We start from the raw sequence: 21,876 nt of genomic DNA, 5'->3' as shown, positions 1-21,876 counted from the left end.
GGCGGCATCGGCATCGTCAATATCGTCAAGGCTATTCTGGCCAAGGATATCAGTATGACGACAGCCGTTTCAATCATGTTCGGAACATGCATGATTTATATAATTCTGCAAATTATTTCAGTCAGCATGGTCAATACCCGTGCCGGCACGACGATGGGCAAAATTTCGCTTGATTTCACCATCATTGCCACAGTCAGCTCGCTTTTCCCGTATTGTTTCGGCTTGAAATTCTTTCCAGGCGGATGGGTTTCGTTCGGGTTGCTGTGCGGAGTCGCAGTTTTGATGATCATCTACACCAGCATCAGATATTTTAAGCATTGGAATTTTGTCTACCCTGTCTTTGCGGTCGGCTACATCGCCAGTTTCATCCTGGTTTTTTCGCAAATGAATTTTATTTCCGTAATCGCATCCGTCTTGACTTTACTGGGGATGTTCATGCTCAGCCGGGAAAAACTGTTCTTGATTTCAAATATTCTGGTTCCGACGGGAATCACGCTCAGCGCACTGGCGGCGTTATGCATTTCGTTATCAGGCGGAACCGTTCAACTGATGTAATTCGCCGTGCATAGTCACGACTTGAAGAGCGCAGTCCACAGTAATATGCGGGCTGCGCTCTTTGAGTTATTTTCTTTCATACACGAAGAACGTGTGCTGATATTTATTCCTTTCGTCCGTCATTCCCTTTTCTTCGCATTTTAAGGCAAAACGGTCCATTTCAAGCTTCGGCATTGTCGTGTCCGCTTCAAACTTTCCTTTGATTTTCGTGACATAAAGCAGATCGACGTCATCCTTGAACATTTCAAACAAAGATGCACCGCCGATGACGAACGTCATTTCAGAATCGTGTTCCTCAAGCCACTTTCTTAAATCGTCTTCGTCATGAACAACGACGACCTGATCATTATCCGCGTACTCTTTTTCAAATTCAATGCTGTGGGTCAAAACAACGTGCAGCCTCCCGGGAAGAAGCGTCGGGAAACTGTCAAACGTTCTTTTGCCCATAATCATCGGATGCCCCAGTGTCTGACGCTTAAAATAGGCCAGATCATTCGGCAGGTGCCACGGAAGCCCTCCGTTGATGCCGATATGGTGTTCGGAATCCTCAGCCCAGATATATGCTAACATTTCAATGCCCCCTGTCAGACAGCAACCGGTGCCTTGATTGCCGGTGCCGGATCATAGCCGATGACCTTGATGTCATCAACGTCAAAGTCTTCCAAATGCTTCTTTTCAGGGTTGAGCCATAACGTCGGTGCCTTCTTCGGAGTCCTTTCAAGCTGTTCTTCAACCTGTTCGATATGATTCGAATAAATGTGCGCATCCCCCAAAGTATGCACGAACTCACCGACTTCAAGGCCGCACTCGCGGGCAATCAGATGCGTCAGCAACGAGTAGCTTGCGATGTTGAACGGCACACCTAAAAAAACGTCACCGCTTCGCTGATAAAGCTGGCAGCTGAGTTTCCCGTCATTTACGTAAAATTGAAACAGCGAATGGCAGGGAGGCAAAGCGCTTGTCGGCACGTCCTCCGGATTCCATGCGGTGACAATCAGACGCCTCGAATCAGGATTGGTCTTGATTGCTTCGATCACGTTCCTGATCTGATCGATTGTCTCGCCCTTGCTCGTCTTCCAGTGACGCCATTGTGCGCCGTAAACGTTGCCCAAATCACCGTATTTTCCGGCAAATTCATCATCATTTACCATTCTGTCGCAAAAAAGCTTCATCTGTTTCCGATAGACTTTGTCAAATTCAGGGTCTTTCTGGCAGCGCAAGCCAAAATCCGTCATATCGGGTCCTTCGTACTCGTCTGATTCAATCCACTTCTTAAATGCCCATTCGTCCCAAATGTGGTTTTTGTGCTTAAGAAGATACTGAATGTTCGTATCGCCGTTTAAAAACCATAAAAGCTCACTCTTAATCAGTCCCAGCGGAACCCTTTTAGTAGTCAGCAGCGGGAATCCCCTGCTGAGATCAAAGCGCATCTGGTATCCGAACAGGCTTAAGGTTCCTGTCTTCGTCCTGTCGTCTTTTCTGTGTCCATGATCCAAAATGTCGCGGATCAGCTGCAAATACGGTTCTTCTAATTCTGCCATCGTAAATCCTCCCTATACATACTGTCCTAAATACTCCCAGCGTTCCATTGCTTCTTCGCTCCGCTGATCTATTTCGTCAATCTGACGCTGCAAATCGCCAAGCCTGCCGTAATCCGATCCCGGAACGTCATTCATTTCCTCCTGAATCCTCGTCTTGCGTTCGTCAAGCTCTTCAATTTCCTGTTCCAGCTTGTCAAACTCCATTTGTTCCGCATAAGTCAGCCTGGTTTTTTCTTTCGGGACTTTCTTTTCTTCCGTTGAAGAATCTTCGCTGCTTTCTTGCGGTATGACAGTTTCTCTTTCATCATGAGCTTCCTGCTTCAGATAGTCGGTGAACATTCCCGTATAACGGGTTATCTGTGCCTGACCCTTGAAGATCAGAAGGTCTGATGCAACCTTGTCCAGAAAATAGCGGTCATGAGAAACGGTGATGACCGTTCCCGCGAACGATTCGAGATAATCCTCAAGAATCGTCAGGGTTCCGATGTCAAGATCATTGGTCGGTTCGTCAAGCAGCAGCACGTTTGGTGAAGACATCAATAATTTCAGCAGGTACAGTCTTCTCTTTTCGCCGCCCGATAATTTTCTGATCAGGGTTCCATGCATGAAACGCGGAAAAAGAAACTGTTCGAGCAGCTGTGTCGTGCTGACGCGTTCGCCGTTTTTGTTGACGACGCTTTGTCCGACTTCGTTCAAGTAATTGATGATCCGCTTGTCTTCGGGGATTTTCTCCGTTTGTTGCCGATAGTAGGCCAGCTTAACGGTTTCACCGACAATCAGCTCGCCCGAATCAAGCGGCAAATCGCCTGCAAGCATGTTCAAAAAACTGGATTTGCCGGCACCATTGACGCCGGTGATTCCGATTCTGTCACCGGCTTTGACCAGCAGATCAAAATCATTGATAATCTTGTGATTCTGAAGCGTCAGCGATCCTTTCCTGACTTCGAGCACTTTTTTGCCGAGCCGCGTCTGGCCAAGACTGATGTCGACTTTTCCGTCAACCTGCACTTTGTTCAGGTTATCCTTCAACTCGTTGAAATGATTGATGCGAGCCTGTTGCTTGGTAGTTCTGGCCTTGGCTCCGGTACGCATCCAGGCAAGCTCTTTTTTGTAAAGCTGCTGCTGCTTGTGTTCGGCAGCCAGTTCGCGTTCGATTCGTTCTGCTTTTTGCGCAACGAAATCCTGATAGTTTCCGGTATAGAAATACAGTTTTCCAAACGAAAGCTCAATGATCCGCGAAGCAATCTGATCCAGGAAATACCGGTCGTGCGTAACGACCAGAAGCGCCCCCTTGTATGAAGCAAGGTAGCTTTGAAGCCACTCGATCGAATCAAAATCAAGATGATTCGTCGGTTCGTCTAAAATCAGAAGATCCGGTGCCTGAATCAAAACCTGAGCCAGCCCGACGCGTTTCAGCTGCCCGCCCGAAAGAGTGCCGATTCTCTGGTTCCAGTCGCTGATGTGAAGCTGCGTCAAGATCGTCTTGACATCGCTTTCTGCGGTCCATGCATCTTCCTGATTCATCTTGTCTTCGGCATCGGCATAGCGCCTGGCCAGCTTTTCGTTTTCAGGATCTGCCCCGTATGCTTCCAGTGCCTCTTCGTAATTTCTGATGGTTTGAAAAACCGGTCCTGCTCCTTCAAAAACAGCCTCGATAATCGTTTTTGAATCATCAAGTTCGGGAATCTGCTTCAAATACCCGATGCGATAATCGTTCGGGGCAGTCAGTTCTCCCGAATCAGCCGGATCGATTCCGCTGATTGCGTTGAGCAGTGTTGTCTTTCCTGAACCGTTCGTTCCGATCAGACCGATGCGGTCGTGTTCGTTGATGATGAAGTCAGCATCCTCAAACAACGTCTTTTCGCCATAGGTCTTGGTTAAATGTTCAATCCTTAATGTCTGCATAATTTCACTTTCTTCGTCTTTTTTGAGAATGTAATCAACTAAAATTATATCATACCCATAACCTAAAATCTTTATATGGAAAATCATTTACCCGTCATTCGGCAGGAAATGTCCATTCTGCTTCCTTCAGCATCGCCAATCATGCTAGTCAACGGACTTCAACGCTTCCAGCATGTCGATTCCCTTCAGCCTGTGGTTGACGAAACATCCCAGGACAAAGAGGATGAAGACGATTGCCGCCACGGGAATCAGATAGACTCCAAGCGGCACGCTCGGATCAAACATGATGTAATCGGAACCGATCATCTTCAGGATGATTTTATGCATGATCTGCCCGAAGAAAAGGCCTGAAACAATTCCTGCGACCGACAGCACGATGGTTTCGCGATAGATGTAAAGAGTAACTTCCCTGTTGTGAAACCCAAGAACCTTAACGGTCGAAAGCTCGCGAATCCGTTCTGCAACATTGATGTTGGTCAGATTATAGAGAATGACAATGGCAAGCAGAACGGACAGTACGGTCAGGATCACCATGACCATTTGCAGCGAATCAACGACGGAAGCAAGCTGTCTGATCAAAGACGTATTTTGAGACACGCTGTAGACGTCAGGAAGCTTGATGAAGTCCGCCGCGGTATTTTCGACGTTTTCGATGTCCTGATCCCTTAACCTGACGATTGCGACATTGGACCGATACGAATCATGCACTGCCCTTTCATAATAAGCCTTCGTCATGTAGATGAAGTGTCCGGCATACATTTCGGCAACTCCCGAAACCTTGACCCTGACTTTTCTGCCGTTGATTTTAAGCCTGACTGAATCACCCTTTTTCACTCCGTAGAGACTTGCGAGCTTTTCTGAAAATACGGCACCGGAATCTCCCAGGGAAATTTTCTGATCACTTTGTCTTTCATGCAGATCAACGAACGAATTTATGTTGCTGTCCGGAAAAACGAACAGTGAGCTGTTATTTTTACCATGAACCGATTTAATCATGATATTTTCCCAAGCCCGTGCCTTTTTTGCCAGCAGCTGATTCGATTCAGCCCTTTTATCAGCTGATTTTCCTGAATTCCTGAACACAAGCATGTCATATTTGAGAATCTGTCCGAACTGTCGCCTGGAAACGCCGGAAACCGATGTCTGGATGCCAAGGCCGGAAAACAGCAGGGCGACCGAGCCTGCCACGCCAAAAATCGTCATCAGCATGCGCTGTTTGTAGCGGAAAATATTTCTTGCGGTTACCTTTTGCGTAAATGACAGCCTTTGCCAAAGAAACGGTATCTTTTCCAGCAGAATCTTCGAGCCGGAAACCGGGGGCTTTGGCAGCATCAAACGAGCAGGATCTTCGCTGAGATTCCGTCTGGCAACCAGCAATGCCGGAAGGACGGACGAGATGAGTGCTGCCGCAACCGTAAGAAGCGTATATGACAAGTAGAAGCCGAGCTTTTCGGAACCGACAACCGTAGTTTTCGAAATGATGTCGCTGATCATCGGCGACAAAAGGAAGTTGCCGACCAGAATGCCGATTAAAGTCCCTGACATGCTTGTCACAAAACCATAAATGACAAATTTGGAAATCACTTGCCGTTTCGTATAACCAAGGGCACGGAGCAGTCCCGCATTCAGACGTTCCTCATCCACAAATCTCGTCATCGTCGTCAGGGTCACCAGCGCAGCGACAAGATACAGCACCACCGGAAAGACGTTGCCGACCGCCGAAATGCTCGTTGTTGCATTCTTATAGGTTTCATAACCGTCTGAGCCGGCGATGCCTTTTCTGGTATCAATTGTGTAGGCAGGTCTTTTCATCCGTGAAATCTTGTTTTCGCCCGCTTTGACTTTCGCTATTCCCCGATTGTACTGTTCCTGCTGCTTTTCAAGCATCAAAGCGGGAACGCCGTTTCTTTTTGCCTGTTCGATGTCTTCTTTAAGACCAGTCAGTTTCTGCTTCGTCCTTTCAATTTCTTTCAACGGTTGTGCTTTCAGCTGATCAAGCCTTGTCCGGCCGATTTCTTTAAGCCTGTCTTTGAGAATTCTCTGGTCATCTTCTGCCTTCTTGTCATAGTCATCCGTATAGTAGGGATAACTGGCCAGATTGTCGAACCTGATTCTTCCAATCGTATAAAATGCAGAGTCGAACGCTTTTTTGGAAACAAACGCATATCCTTTCAGTTCACCTGTCCCCGCAGAAGAGCTTCCCATGGTCGAATTGTCCCAGATATCGGCCGACTTGGCGAATCCGACAACCGTATAGGCGTTTTTTTGCAAAAGTCTTGCCTTGTCCTTTGAAAAAACGATTTTGTCGCCGACTCTGTATTTTTTCTGAAGAGACGGACCTAAGACAATCTCCGTGTCGTTTTTTGGCATTCTGCCGGAAATCAGCGTACACAGAGACATTTTTTTCGGAACCGAGAAAATCCGAACGGCACTGTTCGTATGTTTGATGGTGACGTCGGTCAAATTTGCCAGTTCAACTTGAACTCCCTTGATTTTGTTCAGTTCCGCCTTCTCCGTCCCGGTCAGTCCATAGTCCGACGTGACGTAAAAATCAGCCATTTTTGTTTTCGATACATATTCCTGAGCGGTATTCTGCATATTCGGTCCCGTCACCTTCAAGCCCGTCAATGCCATTGCGCCAAGTGCCAATAAGAAAACGACTGACAGCGTTCTTCCGAATGAGACCGTAAAGGCATGGAAAACGTCTTTCCAGTATTTTTTCCTTTTCATTTCCGTTACCTCGCGTTAATACTCAAGCTTTTCAATATCCATCGGATGGTCGTTGATCTCAATGCGGCTGACGGTCGCATCCCTCATATGAACCACGCGGTCGGCAATCGGTGCCAAAGAAGAATTATGCGTGACGATCACGACTGTCGTCCCGTTTTTTCGCGACATGTCCTGCAAAATCTTCAAAACCTGTTTGCCCGTTTCGTAATCCAGGGCACCGGTCGGTTCATCGCATAACAGAAGTTTGGGCTGCTTGGCAACTGCCCTGGCAATTGAAACGCGCTGCTGCTCTCCTCCCGAAAGCTGTGCCGGAAAATTGTCAATGCGCTCCTTTAAGCCGACGTCCGTCAGAACTTTGACCGGATCAAGCGAGTCAGAAACGATTTCAACAGCCAGTTCGACATTTTCCTTAGCAGTCAGATTGGCGACCAGATTATAGAACTGAAAGACAAAACCGATGTCGTTTCTCCTGTAGTCCGTCCGCCTGCGGTCATTGAACTTTGCAATATCGGTGCCGTCAATAATGACTTCGCCTTCGTCAAAGACGTCCATTCCGCCTAAAACATTGAGCAGCGTTGACTTTCCTGCGCCTGAAGTCCCGAGGATGATCACCAGCTCGCCTTTTTCGATTTCGAAATTAACGTCCCGGTTGGCCTCAATGACGTTTTCTCCCATGTGATAACGCTTGTACAGGTGCTTCACTTCGATATATGCCATACTGATCCTTCTTTCTCTTTAAAAAAAGCACGCCAAACGACGTGCCATGCCTATTCTGTTCTTTTCCCTGCCAGCTCGAGCAAAGGCGCCTTTTCATTTTCGACTCGTCCGAACAAAACCTCTTCCTCAAGGTAATCAAGGATTTCTCCCATCTTCGGTCCCGGCTTGATTCCTGCTTCCTTAATCAAGTCCCCGCCGTTTACCTTAAGGTCTTTTTTCGACTTGATTGGAAGAGTACGGTAGTCATTAATCAACTTGTCTTCATCAACGGTGATTTCCAATTGCCTTGCAGCTGCCAAAGCAGTTTTCAGACCTGCTTCTCCAGCGTTATACAATGTAAGACGCGTAACGCTTCGGGCTGCAATGCTTTCCAATGCTGCAACCGCTTTGGCAGTTTGAGCAATCGTCTCGTTTGACGACTTCCATGCCCGCAAAAGCTTTGCCGAATCTTTTCCATCCATCTTCAGACAGTATGAAAGCAGCGTCCAGGCTTCGATTTCATCTTTAATTTCCAGCTTCCTTCTTGAAAGTCTGTTAAACGTTTCGCCGTATTCTGCAAACATCGGACAATGCTGATACAATTTCGTCTCATAGAATGCGCTCAGTCCGCGGCCGGGATTTTTGCCCGTAAGCAGCTTGATCCATTCGACATGAATGCGCTCAACGGCGATTTTTTCGAGCAAAGCCGCATTTTCTCCAATAGCCCGCAATGTCTTCTCTTCAATTTTAAAATCAAGCTGACTTGCGAAACGAATCGTGCGCATCATTCTCAAGGCATCTTCGTGGAATCGCTCATGCGCATCACCGACAGCCTTCAAACGTCTGTCTTGCAAGTCGTTCAATCCGTCAAACATGTCAACGATTCTGCCCGTTTCATCCATCGCAAGTGCGTTGATTGTCAAGTCCCGTCTTTTCAGATCTTCCTCAAGCGAACGGACAAACGTCACATGATCGGGACGTCTGAAATCCTGATAGGTCGATTCGGTTCTGAAGGTCGTAACCTCATAACCCTCGCCATGATCCAGAACCATCACCGTTCCGTGCTGAATACCGGTATCAACGGTCTTTTTGAAAATACTCTTGATTTCCTGAGGGTATGCGCTCGTGGCAATGTCAACGTCATGAATCGGAATCCCGAGCAGCGTGTCACGGACGCTTCCGCCGACAAAATAAGCTTCAAATCCGGCCTGCCTGATTGTTTCAATAACCGGTCTGGCATCAAGAAATTCTTGCGGAAGTTTCCTTACAATCATAAGAGATTTTCCAATCCAATCATCAATTCATCATAGTTGCGGATCTTTTCAGTTGCTACGGCAACGCCCGACATGAATGAAATCCGGTCAAACGAATCCTGACGAATCGTCAGGGCCTCGCCTTTCCCACCGAAGAGAACCTGCTCATGAGCAACGTATCCCGGCAGACGAACGGCATGGATGCGCATGCCTTCGTAATCAGCGCCGCGAGCGCCTGCCATGGTTTCCTTTTCATCCGGGTTGCCCTGTTTGTGTGCCTTGCGGACTTCAGCAATCATTTTGGCGGTATTGATGGCCGTGCCGGACGGAGCGTCCAGCTTGTTGTCATGATGCATCTCGATGATTTCGACGTCCGGCAGATATTCGGCTGCCTTCTTTGCGAACTGCATCAGCAGGACGGCCGAGATGCCGAAGTTCGGTGCAATGAGTCCGCCAACATGTTCTTTCTTTGCAAGCGCCTGAAGTTCGGCAACTTGATCATCGCTCATTCCCGTCGTTCCGATTACCGGACTGATGTGGTTTTCCAAGGCAAATTTCGCATTTTCAAAAACGGCACTTGGTGCAGTGAAGTCAATCCAGACCTCAGCATCCGTTTTGATTTCATCGCGCGAAACATAAACCGGCACGTCCGTATCCTTATATTCTGCATTTTCATTGAGGTTCTTTTCCCTGGCACATGGATCAAAAACGCCTACCAGATCAAAACCATCATGTTCGAGAACCATTTGAACGGTCGTATTCCCCATGCGTCCCTTGAAACCGGCTACTAATACTTTAACCATTTATATCATTCCTTTTTGTAACAGTATTCTTTGAATTCCCTTCAGGAAATCGCCTGTATCACTATAATTTTACACATTTTCCTGCTTATTCGCAATCAAACTTTACCGCGTTCCGAAAGAACTTGATTTTAGTCCGATAACATACTAGTATAGTATACTGATATATCGATTCAAATGATGGAGGAATTATTTATGCCGGATTACTCACTTAACATGAGCATCGATCTGACCTGGTTCAAAAGTAACATGCTTTATTCCAGATGGGCCGCTAAAAATGGAATGGGCTATCCTGAAATGATGGTGCTTTATGGTCTTTATGCCTTCAAATGCAGTTCTCAAAAGGAAATTGCAGAACATTGCGGCATCGTCAAGCAGACTGTCAACACCGTCGTGCATGATTTGGAAAAGCACGGTCTGATTGAAATGACGCCATCGAAGACGGACAAGCGCTCACGCGTCATCTCCCTGACGGATGCGGGACGGGACTATGCACTGGAGAAAATCGGACCTCTTCTTGACGCAGAAAGGCAGATCTGTCATCAGATCGGATCCGACCGCATTGCTTCAGCCGTTGAGACTCTTGATCTGTTCAACGTCCTGTTCGAACGTAACTTAAACGAGGTGTAAAAATGTCTGACTTGAGAACTTTTATGAAATACGTCATCCCTTCCGTGCTCTCATTTGCCCTTTCCGGAGTCTATGCAATCGTTGACGGATTTTTCGTTGGAAATACAATGGGCGACATTGGCCTTTCCGCAATCAACGTTGCCTATCCGATCACGGCCGTCATTTTAGCCGTCGGAACCGGAATTGGAATGGGCGGAGCCGTTCAGTATTCAATCAGTTCGGCTCAGGGCAGGCCGGAAAAGGCAATGAATTTTGTCAACGGAACGCTTTGGCTCCTGATTTTTTCAAGCATCATCATCACCCTTTCAGCAGGACTCTTCCCTGAATTTTTCGTCAGTCTGCTCGGTGCAAAGGGAACCCTGCTTGAAATGGGGACAGTTTATATCCGCGTGATTGCGCTCGGAGCCTTTTTGCAAATCGGCAGTACCGGTCTGATTCCGATGATCAGAAACTACGGTGGAGCCTTCTTCTCCATGGTGGCCATGATCAGCGGGTTTGTCACGAACATCGTCCTTGACTGGCTTCTGGTCTGGGTCTTGGACCTTGGCATGACGGGGGCCGGTCTGGCAACGATTTTAGGCGAAGGACTGACGTTTTTACTTGCATTGGTCTATCTGCTGAAGAAAAGCAGCATCAGTCTGAAAATCCCGCTGAAAGTCATCCAGAAAATCAGCGGACCCGTGATCAAGGTCGGGATTGCTCCGTTCGGAATGTCGCTTGCTCCCAATATTTCCCTGGTCATCATCAATTGGTTTTCGATCAAGTACGGAGGCGACAGGGCCGTTGCGACGTATGCATGCATTTCCTACGTCATCTGCGTCATCTACCTGGTACTACAAGGAGTCGGAGATGGCAGTCAGCCGCTGATGAGCCGCTATTATGGCGCTAAAGACCTGCATAAGCTGAAAATTACGCGCGATATGGCATATGTCTTTGCGCTGATTCTCGCTTTGCTCGGATGTTTTGCTACGTTTTATGCAAAAGGTGCCATCGGTGACTTGTTCGGAACGTCCGCTTCGGTAAATGCAGAGATTGGAAGGATCATTCCGGTCTTTCTGGTTTCCGTTCCGTTTGTTTCAATCAGCCGCATTGCCACTGCGAGCTTTTATGCGACCGAAAAGACTGCATTTTCATATGTCCTGACGTTCATCGAACCTGTTTTGATGCTGATTTTGATGCTGATTCTGCCCCCTCTGTTCGGCGGACAGATCATGGTCTGGTGGAGCAGCGTTTTTGCCAGAATACTCTCTGCAATCCTGGCGTATGTCCTGAAGATGGTCGTCGACAAAAGCGAAAGGGCACAATTAAGCTGAGCTTGAAATAAGATTTCATATTAGATAATAAGTTTTCGCTCATATTCAGCAAATTCTCCCCTGACGTGATATGATGAAGATGTTAAGTTCGTCATAATATGGAGGTATGATTGTGAATAAGGATAAAATTCATGTCCTGGATTTCCTGATGATTGCATTGGGGTGCGCATTTTACGGATACGGACTGGTAAACGTCAATATCGCCAATAATCTGGCAGAAGGCGGAGTTACCGGCGTGACGCTGATCATTCGCTACTGGCTGCATATTGATCCGGCATATACGACGGTTCTGATCAACGTGCCGTTGATTTTGATCGGTTACAGGTACCTTGGGAAAAAATCCCTGCTGTATACCGTCTACGGAACGCTTGGCCTGTCGTTTTTCATCTGGCTGTGGCAGCGTGTTTCCCTGCCCGTCAATCTTTCCGTCCAGCACGACATGTTTCTTGCGGGGATTTTAGCCGGCTTCTTCGGGGGCCTTGGTTCCGGTTTGATTTACCGGTTCGGCGGAACCACCGGTGGAACCGACGTCGTTGCAAGAATTCTCGAAAAGCAGAAGGGAATTTCGATGGGCAAGACCTTGCTGTCACTTGACGTTTTGGTCCTGACGCTTTCTCTTTCCTATCTCAATCTCAGACAAATGATGTATACGCTGCTTGCTTCATACGTCTTTTCAAAGATTGTTGACTTCATTCAGGAAGGTTCCTACTCTGCCCGCGGTTTGATCATCATCTCTTCAAAAAACGATGAAATCGCAAATGAACTCATGCGTCAGCTTGATCGCGGAGTCAGTTTCTTCAAGGCTGAGGGCGGATATTCGGGGCAGGAAAAGAAGGCAGTTTACAGCGTCATCAGTTCGACTGAACTGACAATTGCCAAACGGATTGTCGAAAACATCGACAGCAGTGCATTCATCTCAATCATCGATGTCAATGAAGTTCTTGGAGAAGGATTTACCTATGAGAAAAAGCCAACGAAGTTCATGAAATAAATACTTGTAAGTCGGATCGAAGGGTCTGGCTTTTTTAATAGGAATGACCTCCTCTGTTGGTGTTTAGTTGTCTTGTTTATTAGTTAAAGTAAGAATATATTATTCCTCAAGTCAGGGCATGAAAAGGCTTCTGGTTTATGTCCTTAGTTAAAGTAACTATCTATTGTGCCTTGCATTGACCTTGATACCTGCAAAAAAACAAGCGCTCCCCTTCTGTCAGGGAACGCCTGCTCAAAAATTATTTAAGTTCTCAGACTTTTCTGAAAACTGCAGTGACCCGCATCTCATCTTCTCGTCTCTGCGCAAAAACCGCACCATCCATCATTTGCATCAGTTGCTGACAAATATAAAGTCCTAACCCGCTTCCCCTGATGTTTTCAGAATTTGCTCCCCGCCAGAAGCTTTCAAAAACATTGGCGATTTCTTCTTCGGAAAGACTGCAGCCGCTGTTTGCAACCGTAATCAGCATGCAATCCTCTTCTTCCTCAAAGCTTATTTTGACATACCTGCCGTTTCCATACTTAATTGCATTTTCAAGCACGTTCTGCAGGACTTCGACTGCCCGGTCAAGATCTCCGTGCAAAAGACAGTCAGCATAAGACCCAATCTCAAATTCGGTCTGTTCGATTTCCATCTTGTCTTCGTAATATCTTCTGATTTCACCAATCAGTCCTGAACAGTAGAATTCCCCTTCCTTAACGTCAAGTTTTAGAAAATTGTCCCTTGAGGCACTGATGATCTCCGCAAGCTTTCCTTCAATCTCGCTGGCATTGTCATCAATCTTCCGATAAACCTCTTCTACCTTCCGTTGATCCCGATACAGCCCGTGGGTCAATGCCTGAGCATACAGTTTAATGCTTGCAAGCGGTGTTTTGATGTCATGAGAAATCGAAAGGATCATCGTCTTGTGCTCTTTTTCAAACTCGAGATTATCCTTTTTCTGCTGCTCAAGCTCTGCTCTCAAAACATCAATCCCCCATGCCGTCCTGCCGAAAAAGCTCCATTTCTGCTCCTTGATTGGCATGGTCAGATTTCCCCTGGCAATTTCTTCAGAAACGTTTGACAAAATTTCGGCCGGCTTGATGACTCTTAATCTGACAAAGAGCAGGACTCCGGCAATCACCATGAAAACCGCAGCGTAAATTGCCTCAACGTATCTGAAATTCAGTTCATCACTTGACGAAACGTAATCAAACCGGTAAAAACGGCCGTTTATCTTTCGGACGGCCGAATCATAGTCGTCAGATTGCAAAAATTCATTAGAAGGATGTTTGGTCGAAACCACTTTTCTAATCAGCGGATAATCTTTCAGCGAATAGTTTCTTGACTGTCTGATGCTTTGCGAAAGTCGTTCAATCTGAACGACATGCATCCTTTCAGTTTCTTCCTTCTCACTGTAAAATGCACGGTTCATTTCAAAGAAACCAAACGCCAGGATCAAAAGCACCGCAATCATCAGGCGGTTATAATTTTTCATGACTATGCCTCATATCGATATCCCTTCCCCCAAACCGTCCTGATTCGTTTCGGATTCTTGGGGTCGTCTTCGATTTTTTCCCGCAGCCACTTAATATGAACTGTCAGCGTCTGCAATTCAGAAAAGCTGTCAGATCCCCAGACATGGGCAAACAATGTTTCTTTCGAGATAACCTGTCCACGATTTTCGCAAAGATAAAGCAGAAGCGCAAATTCCTTGTTTGTCAGATCAAGTTCCCTTCCGCTTCGATATGCTCTTTCCTGAATCTTGTCAATCATGACATTGCCAACCACGATGCGCTCGCTGCTGTAGCGTCGTCTGAAGATTCCCTTGACCTTGGCCATCAGCAGATCGATGTCATAGGGCTTTTCGATATAATCATCAGCCCCGGCAAGCAGTCCGTTCAGCTTGTCTTCCTTTTTTATGCGCGCACTGAGCATCAGAATCGGCGTATCCTCCCGCATCCGCAGACGCCGGCAGACGGAAAGGCCGTCCATTCCCGGAAGCATGATGTCTAAAATCACGAGCTTTGCGCCTTTTTCTTCAAATAACTTCAACGCCTGCTCTCCGCTTCCGGCAATTTCCACCTCAAAATGTTCAGCCAGAAGAAAGTCGCGCAAGACTTCGGCAATTTCATTATTATCCTCAACAATCAGTATATCCATGTCTTTTCCTCAACCTTACCTTGTTAGAAATATTATATTCGTTAACCGTTAACCAGTCAACTAAAATGTATTTACGTTGCTTGCTAAATGCAACCTTTGCCAACAAAGAGGTTGATTGATTCATCTCAATGTACATACAAATCCCCGTTTACCATCCCAGTTCCATCAGCCAGTTGCTGAGCGTTCGTTCTCTCTTTTCAAGATCTGCCTTGTTGATGTACGTTCCAAGGTTGAATTCACCCTTGATGTTGCCGTCAACGATGTACAAGACCCTTGAACACTTGCAGGCGACCTTGGCATCGTGAGTAACCATCATGATTGTCGTCCCTTCCCGGTTCAGCTTCGCAAGCTGATCCATCACTTCGTCAGACGAAGTGCGGTTCAAAGCCCCCGTAGGCTCATCCGCAAAAATCATCTTCGGATGGTTGATCATGCTCCGGCAGATGCATGCACGCTGAAGCTGTCCTCCCGAGACTTCATTGATGTCATTGCGGGCAATGCCGATGATTTCAAGCTTTCGCATGAGCTCCCGCGAATACTCAAGCTTCTCTTTTCTTGTTGCCTTGTTCTTTCTTGATTCAAGCGCAGGCAGCAGAATGTTGTCCTGAACGGTCAGATTCTTCAGCATGTACATTTGCTGAAAGATGAATCCCATCTCGTTCAGGCGTAAATCCGCAAGTTCCCTTTCATTCATCTTTGAAATTTCCCTGCCCATGAACATGCATTTTCCGGCAGTCGGACGGTCCATTCCCGACACCGAATAAAGAAGCGTGGATTTACCCGAGCCGGATGGTCCCATAATGGCAACCATCTCACCTTCTTCAATTGAAAAGCTGACGTTGCGAAGCACATTGTTTTGATATTTGTTAATCACGTAGGTTTTGCAGAGATTTTCCGCTTCCAGAACCTTTACCATAGTTTTTCCTCCTAATCAATGTTTGAAACCTGACTTGCCTTGATTCTTCTGATAATCTGCGCTGTTGCAAAAATGCATGAGAACATCGTCAACATGACGACTGCGGGATAGATCAGCCAGTTTCTGAGCGGATCGCTGACATAGCTGACGTGCTTCAAGCCCAGGTTGGAGAAGACGGCTGAACCAAAAACGTTTGTAAATACCGGAGAAACCAGGATCGCAACAACAGACGAAATCAGTCCGACAATCACGAAGCGCAGCGTATGAATGCCGGTCAAAGTCCGGTTCCTGAACCCGATTGCCTTAAGCAATGCCAGTTCGCTTGTTTCCTTGATGATAAAGGAGCGCTCGACCAGAAGGGACACGAGTCCGATCGAAATCAAGGCGACAAGCAGCATTGCATTCTTCAAACCATTGACAATGTCAGAAGCACCAGTGACCTTGGTTGAATATTCAGAGGCGGTCATGACTTTTTTGGTTTTAAAAATCTTCTTCATTTTCCCGACCCTTTTTTGAATCACAGCCTGCGTCGGATGATCATCAAAGTTGATCTGATATGCCAACGCCCCTGAGACAATCGACTTTTCAGTATCCAGACCATCATACAGGCGGATTGTTCCACCGAGATTGTTCATGCTTTCAAAAATCCCCGTCACAAGGAATCTTCTTCTGCCTTCGGGACGGTTGATTATTATCCTGTCACCGATTTTCGCATTGAGCTTTTTGGCAACGACGTCCGTGATTGCAACTTCATAAGCGCTTTTGGGGGCATCGCCCTTGACATACTGGCAGTCATCAGAATTATTTTTAGCGATTGCCTTCTGACACTGAACCATTTGCATTCTCCTGCCGTGCTCAATCAGATAATTGTAGGAAATTTTCAGATCGACCCTGGCCGGCATCCCTGCATCATTGAGTTTTTCTTCAATTTCTCTTACGCCCTGCTTAACGTACCCCGTTCCGGATTCTTCCTTAAGCTTTGCAGTGTCGATATAGGCATCGCTGATATCGATTCCGACTGTCGGAAGCATTTTTTCGCTGGTTATCGTCGACGTCATCGTCGACAGGGACAGGACCATTGCCAGGCTGATGACAAAGACCAGTCCGATTGTCAGATATCGCAGAGGATTGCTTAAAACATCGTTCAGGGCAATCGCAAAATTTGTTTTCAGCGGAGACCTGCTCAATTCCAGGCACCCCTTTTGCCTGTAACGTTCGCCGCTCTGGCCTTCCCTGATGGCTTCCATCGGCGTAACCTTCCTGATTTTTGCAGTGCATCCGAAACAAAAGAGCATGACGACTGCCATGACGAGAACTGAGCTTAAAACGTTGATCAAAAGGCTTCCCTGACTCGAAAGAACGATTGACCTGGAGACAGATTTCAAAAGGTAGTCACCGACCGGTATCCCCGTAAAGAAACCTATAAATGAGCCTGCTGCGGCAATTGCAAAGTATTTTGTCAAATACAGTCCCTTGATTCTCAAATTGCCGATTCCGACGGCTTTCATGACTCCGATTTCGCGCAGTTCCTCTGACAGGGTAAACGAAATCGTGAATTTTAAGACGACCAGCGAAATCAAGATCAGACAGATGCTCATTAAAAACAGGATGCCGGAAACAAGCATATCGATGAAATGCGTCATTTTCAGCATCTGTCTGTCGCAGGAGAAAATCGGCTGCGGCAAGTCGGAAAGCTTGTTTTCAAAACTGTCGGAATCGGAAACGTCAAGATAGAAAACACTGATTTCCTGCGCATTCCCTGTATTTTTAAAGAACGAATAGTCTTTTTGATTGACCAGTATCTTCGGGTTGCCGGCCATGTATGATCCGAAAATTGCATCCTTGAATCCGCCCTTGATCTTTAACTTGCGCACGCTTTTCCCGAATCTGATTTCAACTTCCTGACCGGCCTTAAGATGATAGTTGTCAATAAAAGGGTAGCTTGCGTAAATCTCACCCGGTTTAACCGACTTGATCTTCTCATTGTCATCGTCAAAATAATTGATTCTTGCTCCGTCGACGGAAATGATGTATCCTTCATTATCCAGATCGAGCCTGTGTCCGTTTTTAATGAGATTACTGTTTCCGAATTTGACTTGCCTTTCAATACGCATTTTCCTTACGTCACTCATCTTGGAAAAACCGTCTTCAAACTTTTTTTCATCATCTCTTCTTGACAGCAGCAGGTAGTTCCCGACTTCTGCCTTGTCGAAATAATTCTCGATTCCGTTTGAAATTGACACGATGTTGTTGATGCTGCTTGACATGAACATTGCCGCCAGAATGATAAAGATCAACAGGATGGCATTCATCGTCTTCTTGTTTTGCAGATCCTTCTTCAAAATATTGCGATACATTTTCACACTTCCTTTTTCCTTATCCGATGACTAGATTATGCCATATCAATTGTTAAACAATCCTTAAATCAAAAAACTTTTCAGCAGAATTGAAGAAACGCTGGACAAGGTAAGTCAGGTCGCCTTCATAAAAAAGAGACCGGGATTTCACCCGGCCTCTTTTTCAATATAATTGACTATCTTTCAACTTTGAGCTTGTCAGTTTCTGACTTCAGATGACTTGAAATGTCACGCAAATCTGAAACATGCTGTGTGAATTCGTCCATCGTTGCCAAAACTTCCTCGGAGTTTGCGGAAACTTCCTCGGTACCTGCGGCATTTTCCTGAGTTGAGGCGGAAATGCTCTCGAGCCCTTCCAGAACCTTTCCCTGAACTTCTTCAATGCTGTCCGAAACCTCAGCAACATCGGAAACCTTTTCGGCCATGCCCTTGTTGCGCTTGAAGACTTCCATGCTTGACCTGATTGCATCCTGGATCAGCTTGGACTGTTTCTGACCGCCTTCAACGGAGCTGTTCGTCTTGTTGACCATTTCCGTTGACTGCTGCTTGATGTTGTCGATGATGCCTTCAATTTCCTTCGTTGAAGAAGCGCTTTGTTCGGCAAGCTTTCTGATTTCAGCCGCAACAACGGAGAATCCCTTGCCGGCTTCTCCGGCACTTGCCGCCTCAATGGAGGCATTCAATGCCAAAAGGTTCGTCTGACGGGAAATCTCGTTGATGACGTTGATGATCTTCGTGATGTCCTGAATGTCTTCATTCATGGTCTGAACGCTCTGTGACAGGGCCTTCATGTTTTCGAGCTCGCTTGCCCAGTTGCTGTTGACCTTGTCCATCGTGTCCATGTTTTCCTGATTGATCTTGGCCGATTCATCAGATTCATTGTTCATCACATTGACACTGTCATGCAGTTTGTCAATGACCTTGGACAGGTCTTCGAGCTTAGATACGCTTTCCTGTGTTTCCTGTGCCTGTGAACTTGTGACTTCGGCAATGCCCGTGATGGTCTGGGCAACTTCTTCAGTGGCCTTGTTCGTCTGCTTCGAGAGTTCAAGCAGTGAGTCAGACTTTTCAGCAACATTATCCGACTGAGACTTCACGCTTTCAAGAAGTTCGCCAATATGCTCGACCATTTCATTGAAGGCATTGGCGATGCGGCTGAATTCAGTCCCGTTCTTAGACGGAGCAACCAGTTTCTGGCCGAACCTTGCACCAATTGAACTTGCCTTCTCGAATTTCTCCGGAACCTTCTTGAAGTGACCAGAACCGGCCTTTTCCATGTATTCCATCAGAATGTTTGCGATTGCCTTCAGGGCATTTACAGTCATGATCGTGAAGATGACAATCAGAACTGCAACAATGACGGCAACAATCAGTGCGTGCTCAATCATGGAAGCATGTTCCTTCTTGAGGTCGTCCTTCTTGACTGAAGCGAATGACCACGAGCCACTTCCGACAGCACCCTTGTCGTAGTAGACGTCAGTCACCTTGGACGTTCCGTCAATGTGAACCGTTCCCTTGCGCGGACCGGCATTCTTGATGGCCTTGAACACCTTGTTGTCATTGAGATTCGTACCTTCCTTGTAGCCGCTTGCCCCATCACCCTGCGAAGCAAGAACGATACCTGTTCTTGAAACAAGCGTCACACGGCCCGTGTTGCCAATCTTGAGCTTGGAAAGAGTCTTTTCAATACTGGAGTAATCAACATCGACACTGACAACGTATCTCTTGCCCTGACGTGTCCTTGCCGCATAGGAAGCCGTTACAAGATACTTGCCTGTGGCAGCGCTCTTGTACGGATTGGTGAAGACAATCTGGCCTTCACTTGCAACAGCCTTTGTATACCATGGCCTTGCTGTGACCTTGTAGTCTGCCGGCTCGGCAATTGTGCTGACATATTTGTCATCATCATAACCGACAATCGCAGTCTGGATGTACGTGCATGAATCCTTTGCACGCTGAAGCTGGGACTTGATGACCTTTTCATCATACCTGCCACCGGCAATTTCAGGATAATTAACCAGCTTCTTCAGGACAAAATTCGTCTGCTTCTGAAGTTTTTCCCTTTCCACCTGAACAACATTGACAGCACTTTGCTTGGAGGAATCATTTCTCGCCATCAACAGGTCGGAGGTCGTATTGTAGATTGCAATAACCATTGCAATCAGCGGAATGATACCGACACCAAGCAATATATACATTATGTAATGTCCGATTGATTTTTGTCTCTTTGAGCTACCCATAATAATACAAATCCTTTCTGATTTATAAATATCAACAACATAATATTATCGGACATTAGAAAAATAATTTAAGTGATTATGTTATTGTTTTTAAAAAAATGTCTGTAAAAAAATCGCTACGTTCCTTTGAAAATAGCGCTGTTTTATCAGGTAATTATCCATGTTATCAGCAAAAAAACAGACCGCAAAATAACTATGAAGCTTCATTTCATGATTTCCTCAAGTCCTTTTCTGTCAAGCACCCGAATCATTCCACGGCTGTAATCAACCGCGCCTTCATTCTTCAGCTTCTCCATAATCCTTGACACCGTCACCCGGTGCATGGCAAGGCATTCAGCCACATCCCCGTGCGTATATGGAATCGATGACGTCTTTTCGTCCGTTTCCGACAGCAAAAAGTCCGCCACCTTCTGCTCCCCCGTAAGGCTGACCAGGCGGTTGATTGTGTGCGTGAGATAATTGCAGGTTGAAGTCAGATGCTGCATCATGATGATCATCAGACCTGCATTTTCCGAAAGAACAGGGATCAGGTCATCCATGCGGCATGAAATCAGTTCAGTGTCCACCACCGCCACGATGTTTGCCCGGCGAACGGAATGCTCGAGAAAGGATGCATCCCCGAAGATCCGCCCGCTTTTCAGCACTTCAAGCGTCGTCTGGCGTCCGTCTTCAGATCCAAGGTAAACCTGGACCCGGCCTTCGATGACAAGATAGATGTCATTTGCCTCGTCACTTTCGCAGAAGACGAATTCTCCTGCTCTGACCCTCATTCTTCTTCCTATTGACTCAAACAACGGAAAATACTCTTCCGGAACCGAAACTTTCATGACTGCCGCCTCCATTTGTAGCATTGGCTACAGAAAATCATTCACGTTGTCCATTATAATCTAAAACTGAAGGAAGGTGTTATCAATGAACAAAAAATTCATGTCTCTGATCAAGATTGCAAGCGGTGTCATCTTGACTGACGTCGCCTTCGGGATGATCATTTTGCCGCAGGGATTTGCGGTCGGCGGCGTGACCGGGCTTTCCGTCATCATTGAAAAACTGATTCCGCTGCCGCTTTCCGTTCTGGTATTTTGCTGCAACATGGCCCTGTTTGTCCTGGGATACATATTCATCAGCAGGGAGTTCGTGCTGAAAACCCTGCTCGTCAGCGTGACATTTCCGATTGGACTTGACATCTGCCAGCGCTGCACGTTCCTTGCACCGCTGAAGAGCGATCCGCTTTCAAGTGCGGTCATCGGCGGGCTTCTGCTTGGAATCGGAAGCGGGCTGGTGCTTAGAGGAGACGGCTCGAACGGAGGTTTCGACATTTTAGGCGTCATCTTCAACAGGCACTTCGGAATCCCGGTAGCTGTCGTCATGAATATGTGTGACTGTTCGGTTCTTCTGGCACAGGCTGTCAGAAACCCGTTCATGAAGAACGTCTACGGTCTGATCGTCATCATGGTCTGCTCCCTTGCCGTCAACAGGGTTCTCTCCTACGGCAGGTCGCAGTGCGAAATCATGATCATGTCAAAGCGTCATGAAAAAATCAAGCAGCGCATCTATGATGAGGTCGACGTCGGCCTGACGCTGCTTGATGCCGAGTCAGGCTACCACGGTGATGAAATGAAGGTCATCCTGATTGTGACCAGATATGACCGGATTGCCGACGTCAAACGGGTTGCAGTCGATGAGGATCCGACTGCATTCATCTTCGTCAATGACGTTCATTCGGTCAGCGGCAGGGGCTACACAATCGAAAGATGAAAGAAGCTTTTTTTCAGAAGCGGATTTCAAGTGTCCTCTGCGCAGCTGCCAC

General features: G+C 46.7%; 18 protein-coding genes. 5 read left to right on the top strand and 13 right to left on the bottom strand.

The annotated features are described in order from the left end of the window. Window positions 1–555: hypothetical protein (locus V7Z60_RS02880; protein ID WP_334116153.1), on the top strand; the 555-nt coding region annotated here is incomplete at its 5' end. Window positions 556–621: 66 nt separating this feature from the next. Here the strand turns inward: V7Z60_RS02880 and V7Z60_RS02875 are convergent. The 7 genes from V7Z60_RS02875 to dapB form a co-directional block, all read right to left on the bottom strand. Beyond that, window positions 622–1,125, bottom strand: coding sequence for a dihydrofolate reductase (locus V7Z60_RS02875; RefSeq protein ID WP_334116151.1), 504 nt, complete (start codon window positions 1,123–1,125; stop codon window positions 622–624). Between the two features lie 14 nt (window positions 1,126–1,139). Continuing rightward, complete coding sequence (locus V7Z60_RS02870; RefSeq protein WP_334116149.1) at window positions 1,140–2,096, bottom strand: thymidylate synthase; 957 nt, start codon at window positions 2,094–2,096, stop codon at window positions 1,140–1,142. 12 nt (window positions 2,097–2,108) lie between these two features. Further along, window positions 2,109–4,001, bottom strand: a complete 1,893-nt coding sequence (locus V7Z60_RS02865) for an ABC-F family ATP-binding cassette domain-containing protein (RefSeq protein WP_334116147.1) — start codon at window positions 3,999–4,001, stop codon at window positions 2,109–2,111. Window positions 4,002–4,145: 144 nt separating this feature from the next. Beyond that, window positions 4,146–6,731, bottom strand: a complete 2,586-nt coding sequence (locus tag V7Z60_RS02860; RefSeq protein WP_334116145.1) for an ABC transporter permease — start codon at window positions 6,729–6,731, stop codon at window positions 4,146–4,148. Between the two features lie 15 nt (window positions 6,732–6,746). After that, window positions 6,747–7,448 (bottom strand): ABC transporter ATP-binding protein, encoded by a 702-nt coding sequence (locus V7Z60_RS02855; RefSeq protein WP_334116142.1) that lies wholly within the window; start codon window positions 7,446–7,448, stop codon window positions 6,747–6,749. A 50-nt stretch (window positions 7,449–7,498) separates the two neighbouring features. After that, window positions 7,499–8,701, bottom strand: a complete 1,203-nt coding sequence (locus tag V7Z60_RS02850; protein ID WP_334116141.1) for a CCA tRNA nucleotidyltransferase — start codon at window positions 8,699–8,701, stop codon at window positions 7,499–7,501. Beyond that, window positions 8,698–9,483, bottom strand: a complete 786-nt coding sequence (gene dapB, locus V7Z60_RS02845; RefSeq protein ID WP_334116139.1) for a 4-hydroxy-tetrahydrodipicolinate reductase — start codon at window positions 9,481–9,483, stop codon at window positions 8,698–8,700. The genes V7Z60_RS02850 and dapB overlap by 4 nt, the downstream gene beginning before the upstream one ends. A 192-nt stretch (window positions 9,484–9,675) precedes the next feature. Here dapB and V7Z60_RS02840 point away from each other — a divergent pair, with 192 nt between their 5' ends. From V7Z60_RS02840 to V7Z60_RS02830, 3 genes are all read left to right on the top strand, one after another. Continuing rightward, window positions 9,676–10,110 carry a MarR family winged helix-turn-helix transcriptional regulator gene (locus V7Z60_RS02840; RefSeq protein WP_334116137.1) on the top strand — a complete coding sequence of 145 codons (435 nt, stop codon included), beginning with the start codon at window positions 9,676–9,678 and terminating at the stop codon, window positions 10,108–10,110. Window positions 10,111–10,112: 2 nt separating this feature from the next. Beyond that, window positions 10,113–11,423: an MATE family efflux transporter gene (locus tag V7Z60_RS02835; RefSeq protein ID WP_334116135.1), complete on the top strand. Its 1,311-nt coding sequence runs from the start codon at window positions 10,113–10,115 to the stop codon at window positions 11,421–11,423. Between the two features lie 106 nt (window positions 11,424–11,529). Continuing rightward, entirely contained in the window at window positions 11,530–12,414 is an 885-nt protein-coding gene (locus tag V7Z60_RS02830; RefSeq protein ID WP_442918887.1) for a YitT family protein, read from the top strand. Window positions 12,415–12,664: 250 nt separating this feature from the next. Here V7Z60_RS02830 and V7Z60_RS02825 read toward each other — a convergent pair whose 3' ends face one another. The 6 genes from V7Z60_RS02825 to V7Z60_RS02800 all read right to left on the bottom strand — a co-directional run bounded on the left by V7Z60_RS02825 (window position 12,665) and on the right by V7Z60_RS02800 (window position 20,896). Continuing rightward, on the bottom strand, window positions 12,665–13,891 hold the full coding sequence (locus V7Z60_RS02825; RefSeq protein ID WP_334116131.1) for a sensor histidine kinase: 1,227 nt from the start codon (window positions 13,889–13,891) through the stop codon (window positions 12,665–12,667). Window positions 13,892–13,893: 2 nt separating this feature from the next. After that, a complete protein-coding gene (locus V7Z60_RS02820) occupies window positions 13,894–14,556 on the bottom strand; it encodes a response regulator transcription factor (RefSeq protein WP_334116129.1) in 663 nt (220 codons plus the stop codon). 148 nt (window positions 14,557–14,704) lie between these two features. Beyond that, window positions 14,705–15,472, bottom strand: a complete 768-nt coding sequence (locus V7Z60_RS02815; RefSeq protein ID WP_334116127.1) for an ABC transporter ATP-binding protein — start codon at window positions 15,470–15,472, stop codon at window positions 14,705–14,707. 11 nt (window positions 15,473–15,483) lie between these two features. Beyond that, complete coding sequence (locus tag V7Z60_RS02810) at window positions 15,484–17,829, bottom strand: ABC transporter permease (RefSeq protein ID WP_334116125.1); 2,346 nt, start codon at window positions 17,827–17,829, stop codon at window positions 15,484–15,486. Window positions 17,830–18,005: 176 nt separating this feature from the next. Next, complete coding sequence (locus tag V7Z60_RS02805) at window positions 18,006–20,069, bottom strand: methyl-accepting chemotaxis protein (RefSeq protein ID WP_334116123.1); 2,064 nt, start codon at window positions 20,067–20,069, stop codon at window positions 18,006–18,008. Window positions 20,070–20,272: 203 nt separating this feature from the next. Further along, a complete protein-coding gene (locus V7Z60_RS02800) occupies window positions 20,273–20,896 on the bottom strand; it encodes a Crp/Fnr family transcriptional regulator (protein WP_334116121.1) in 624 nt (207 codons plus the stop codon). Window positions 20,897–20,981: 85 nt separating this feature from the next. On the opposite strand from V7Z60_RS02800, the gene V7Z60_RS02795 reads away from it, so the two are divergent. Continuing rightward, complete coding sequence (locus tag V7Z60_RS02795) at window positions 20,982–21,824, top strand: YitT family protein (RefSeq protein ID WP_334116119.1); 843 nt, start codon at window positions 20,982–20,984, stop codon at window positions 21,822–21,824. Window positions 21,825–21,876 lie beyond the last annotated feature (52 nt).

Source organism: Ligilactobacillus sp., from assembly GCF_036846325.1.
Lineage (GTDB): Bacteria > Bacillota > Bacilli > Lactobacillales > Lactobacillaceae > Ligilactobacillus.
Note: the sequence above shows the minus strand (reverse complement) of the source record. Positions and strands in the feature narration are given on the sequence as shown.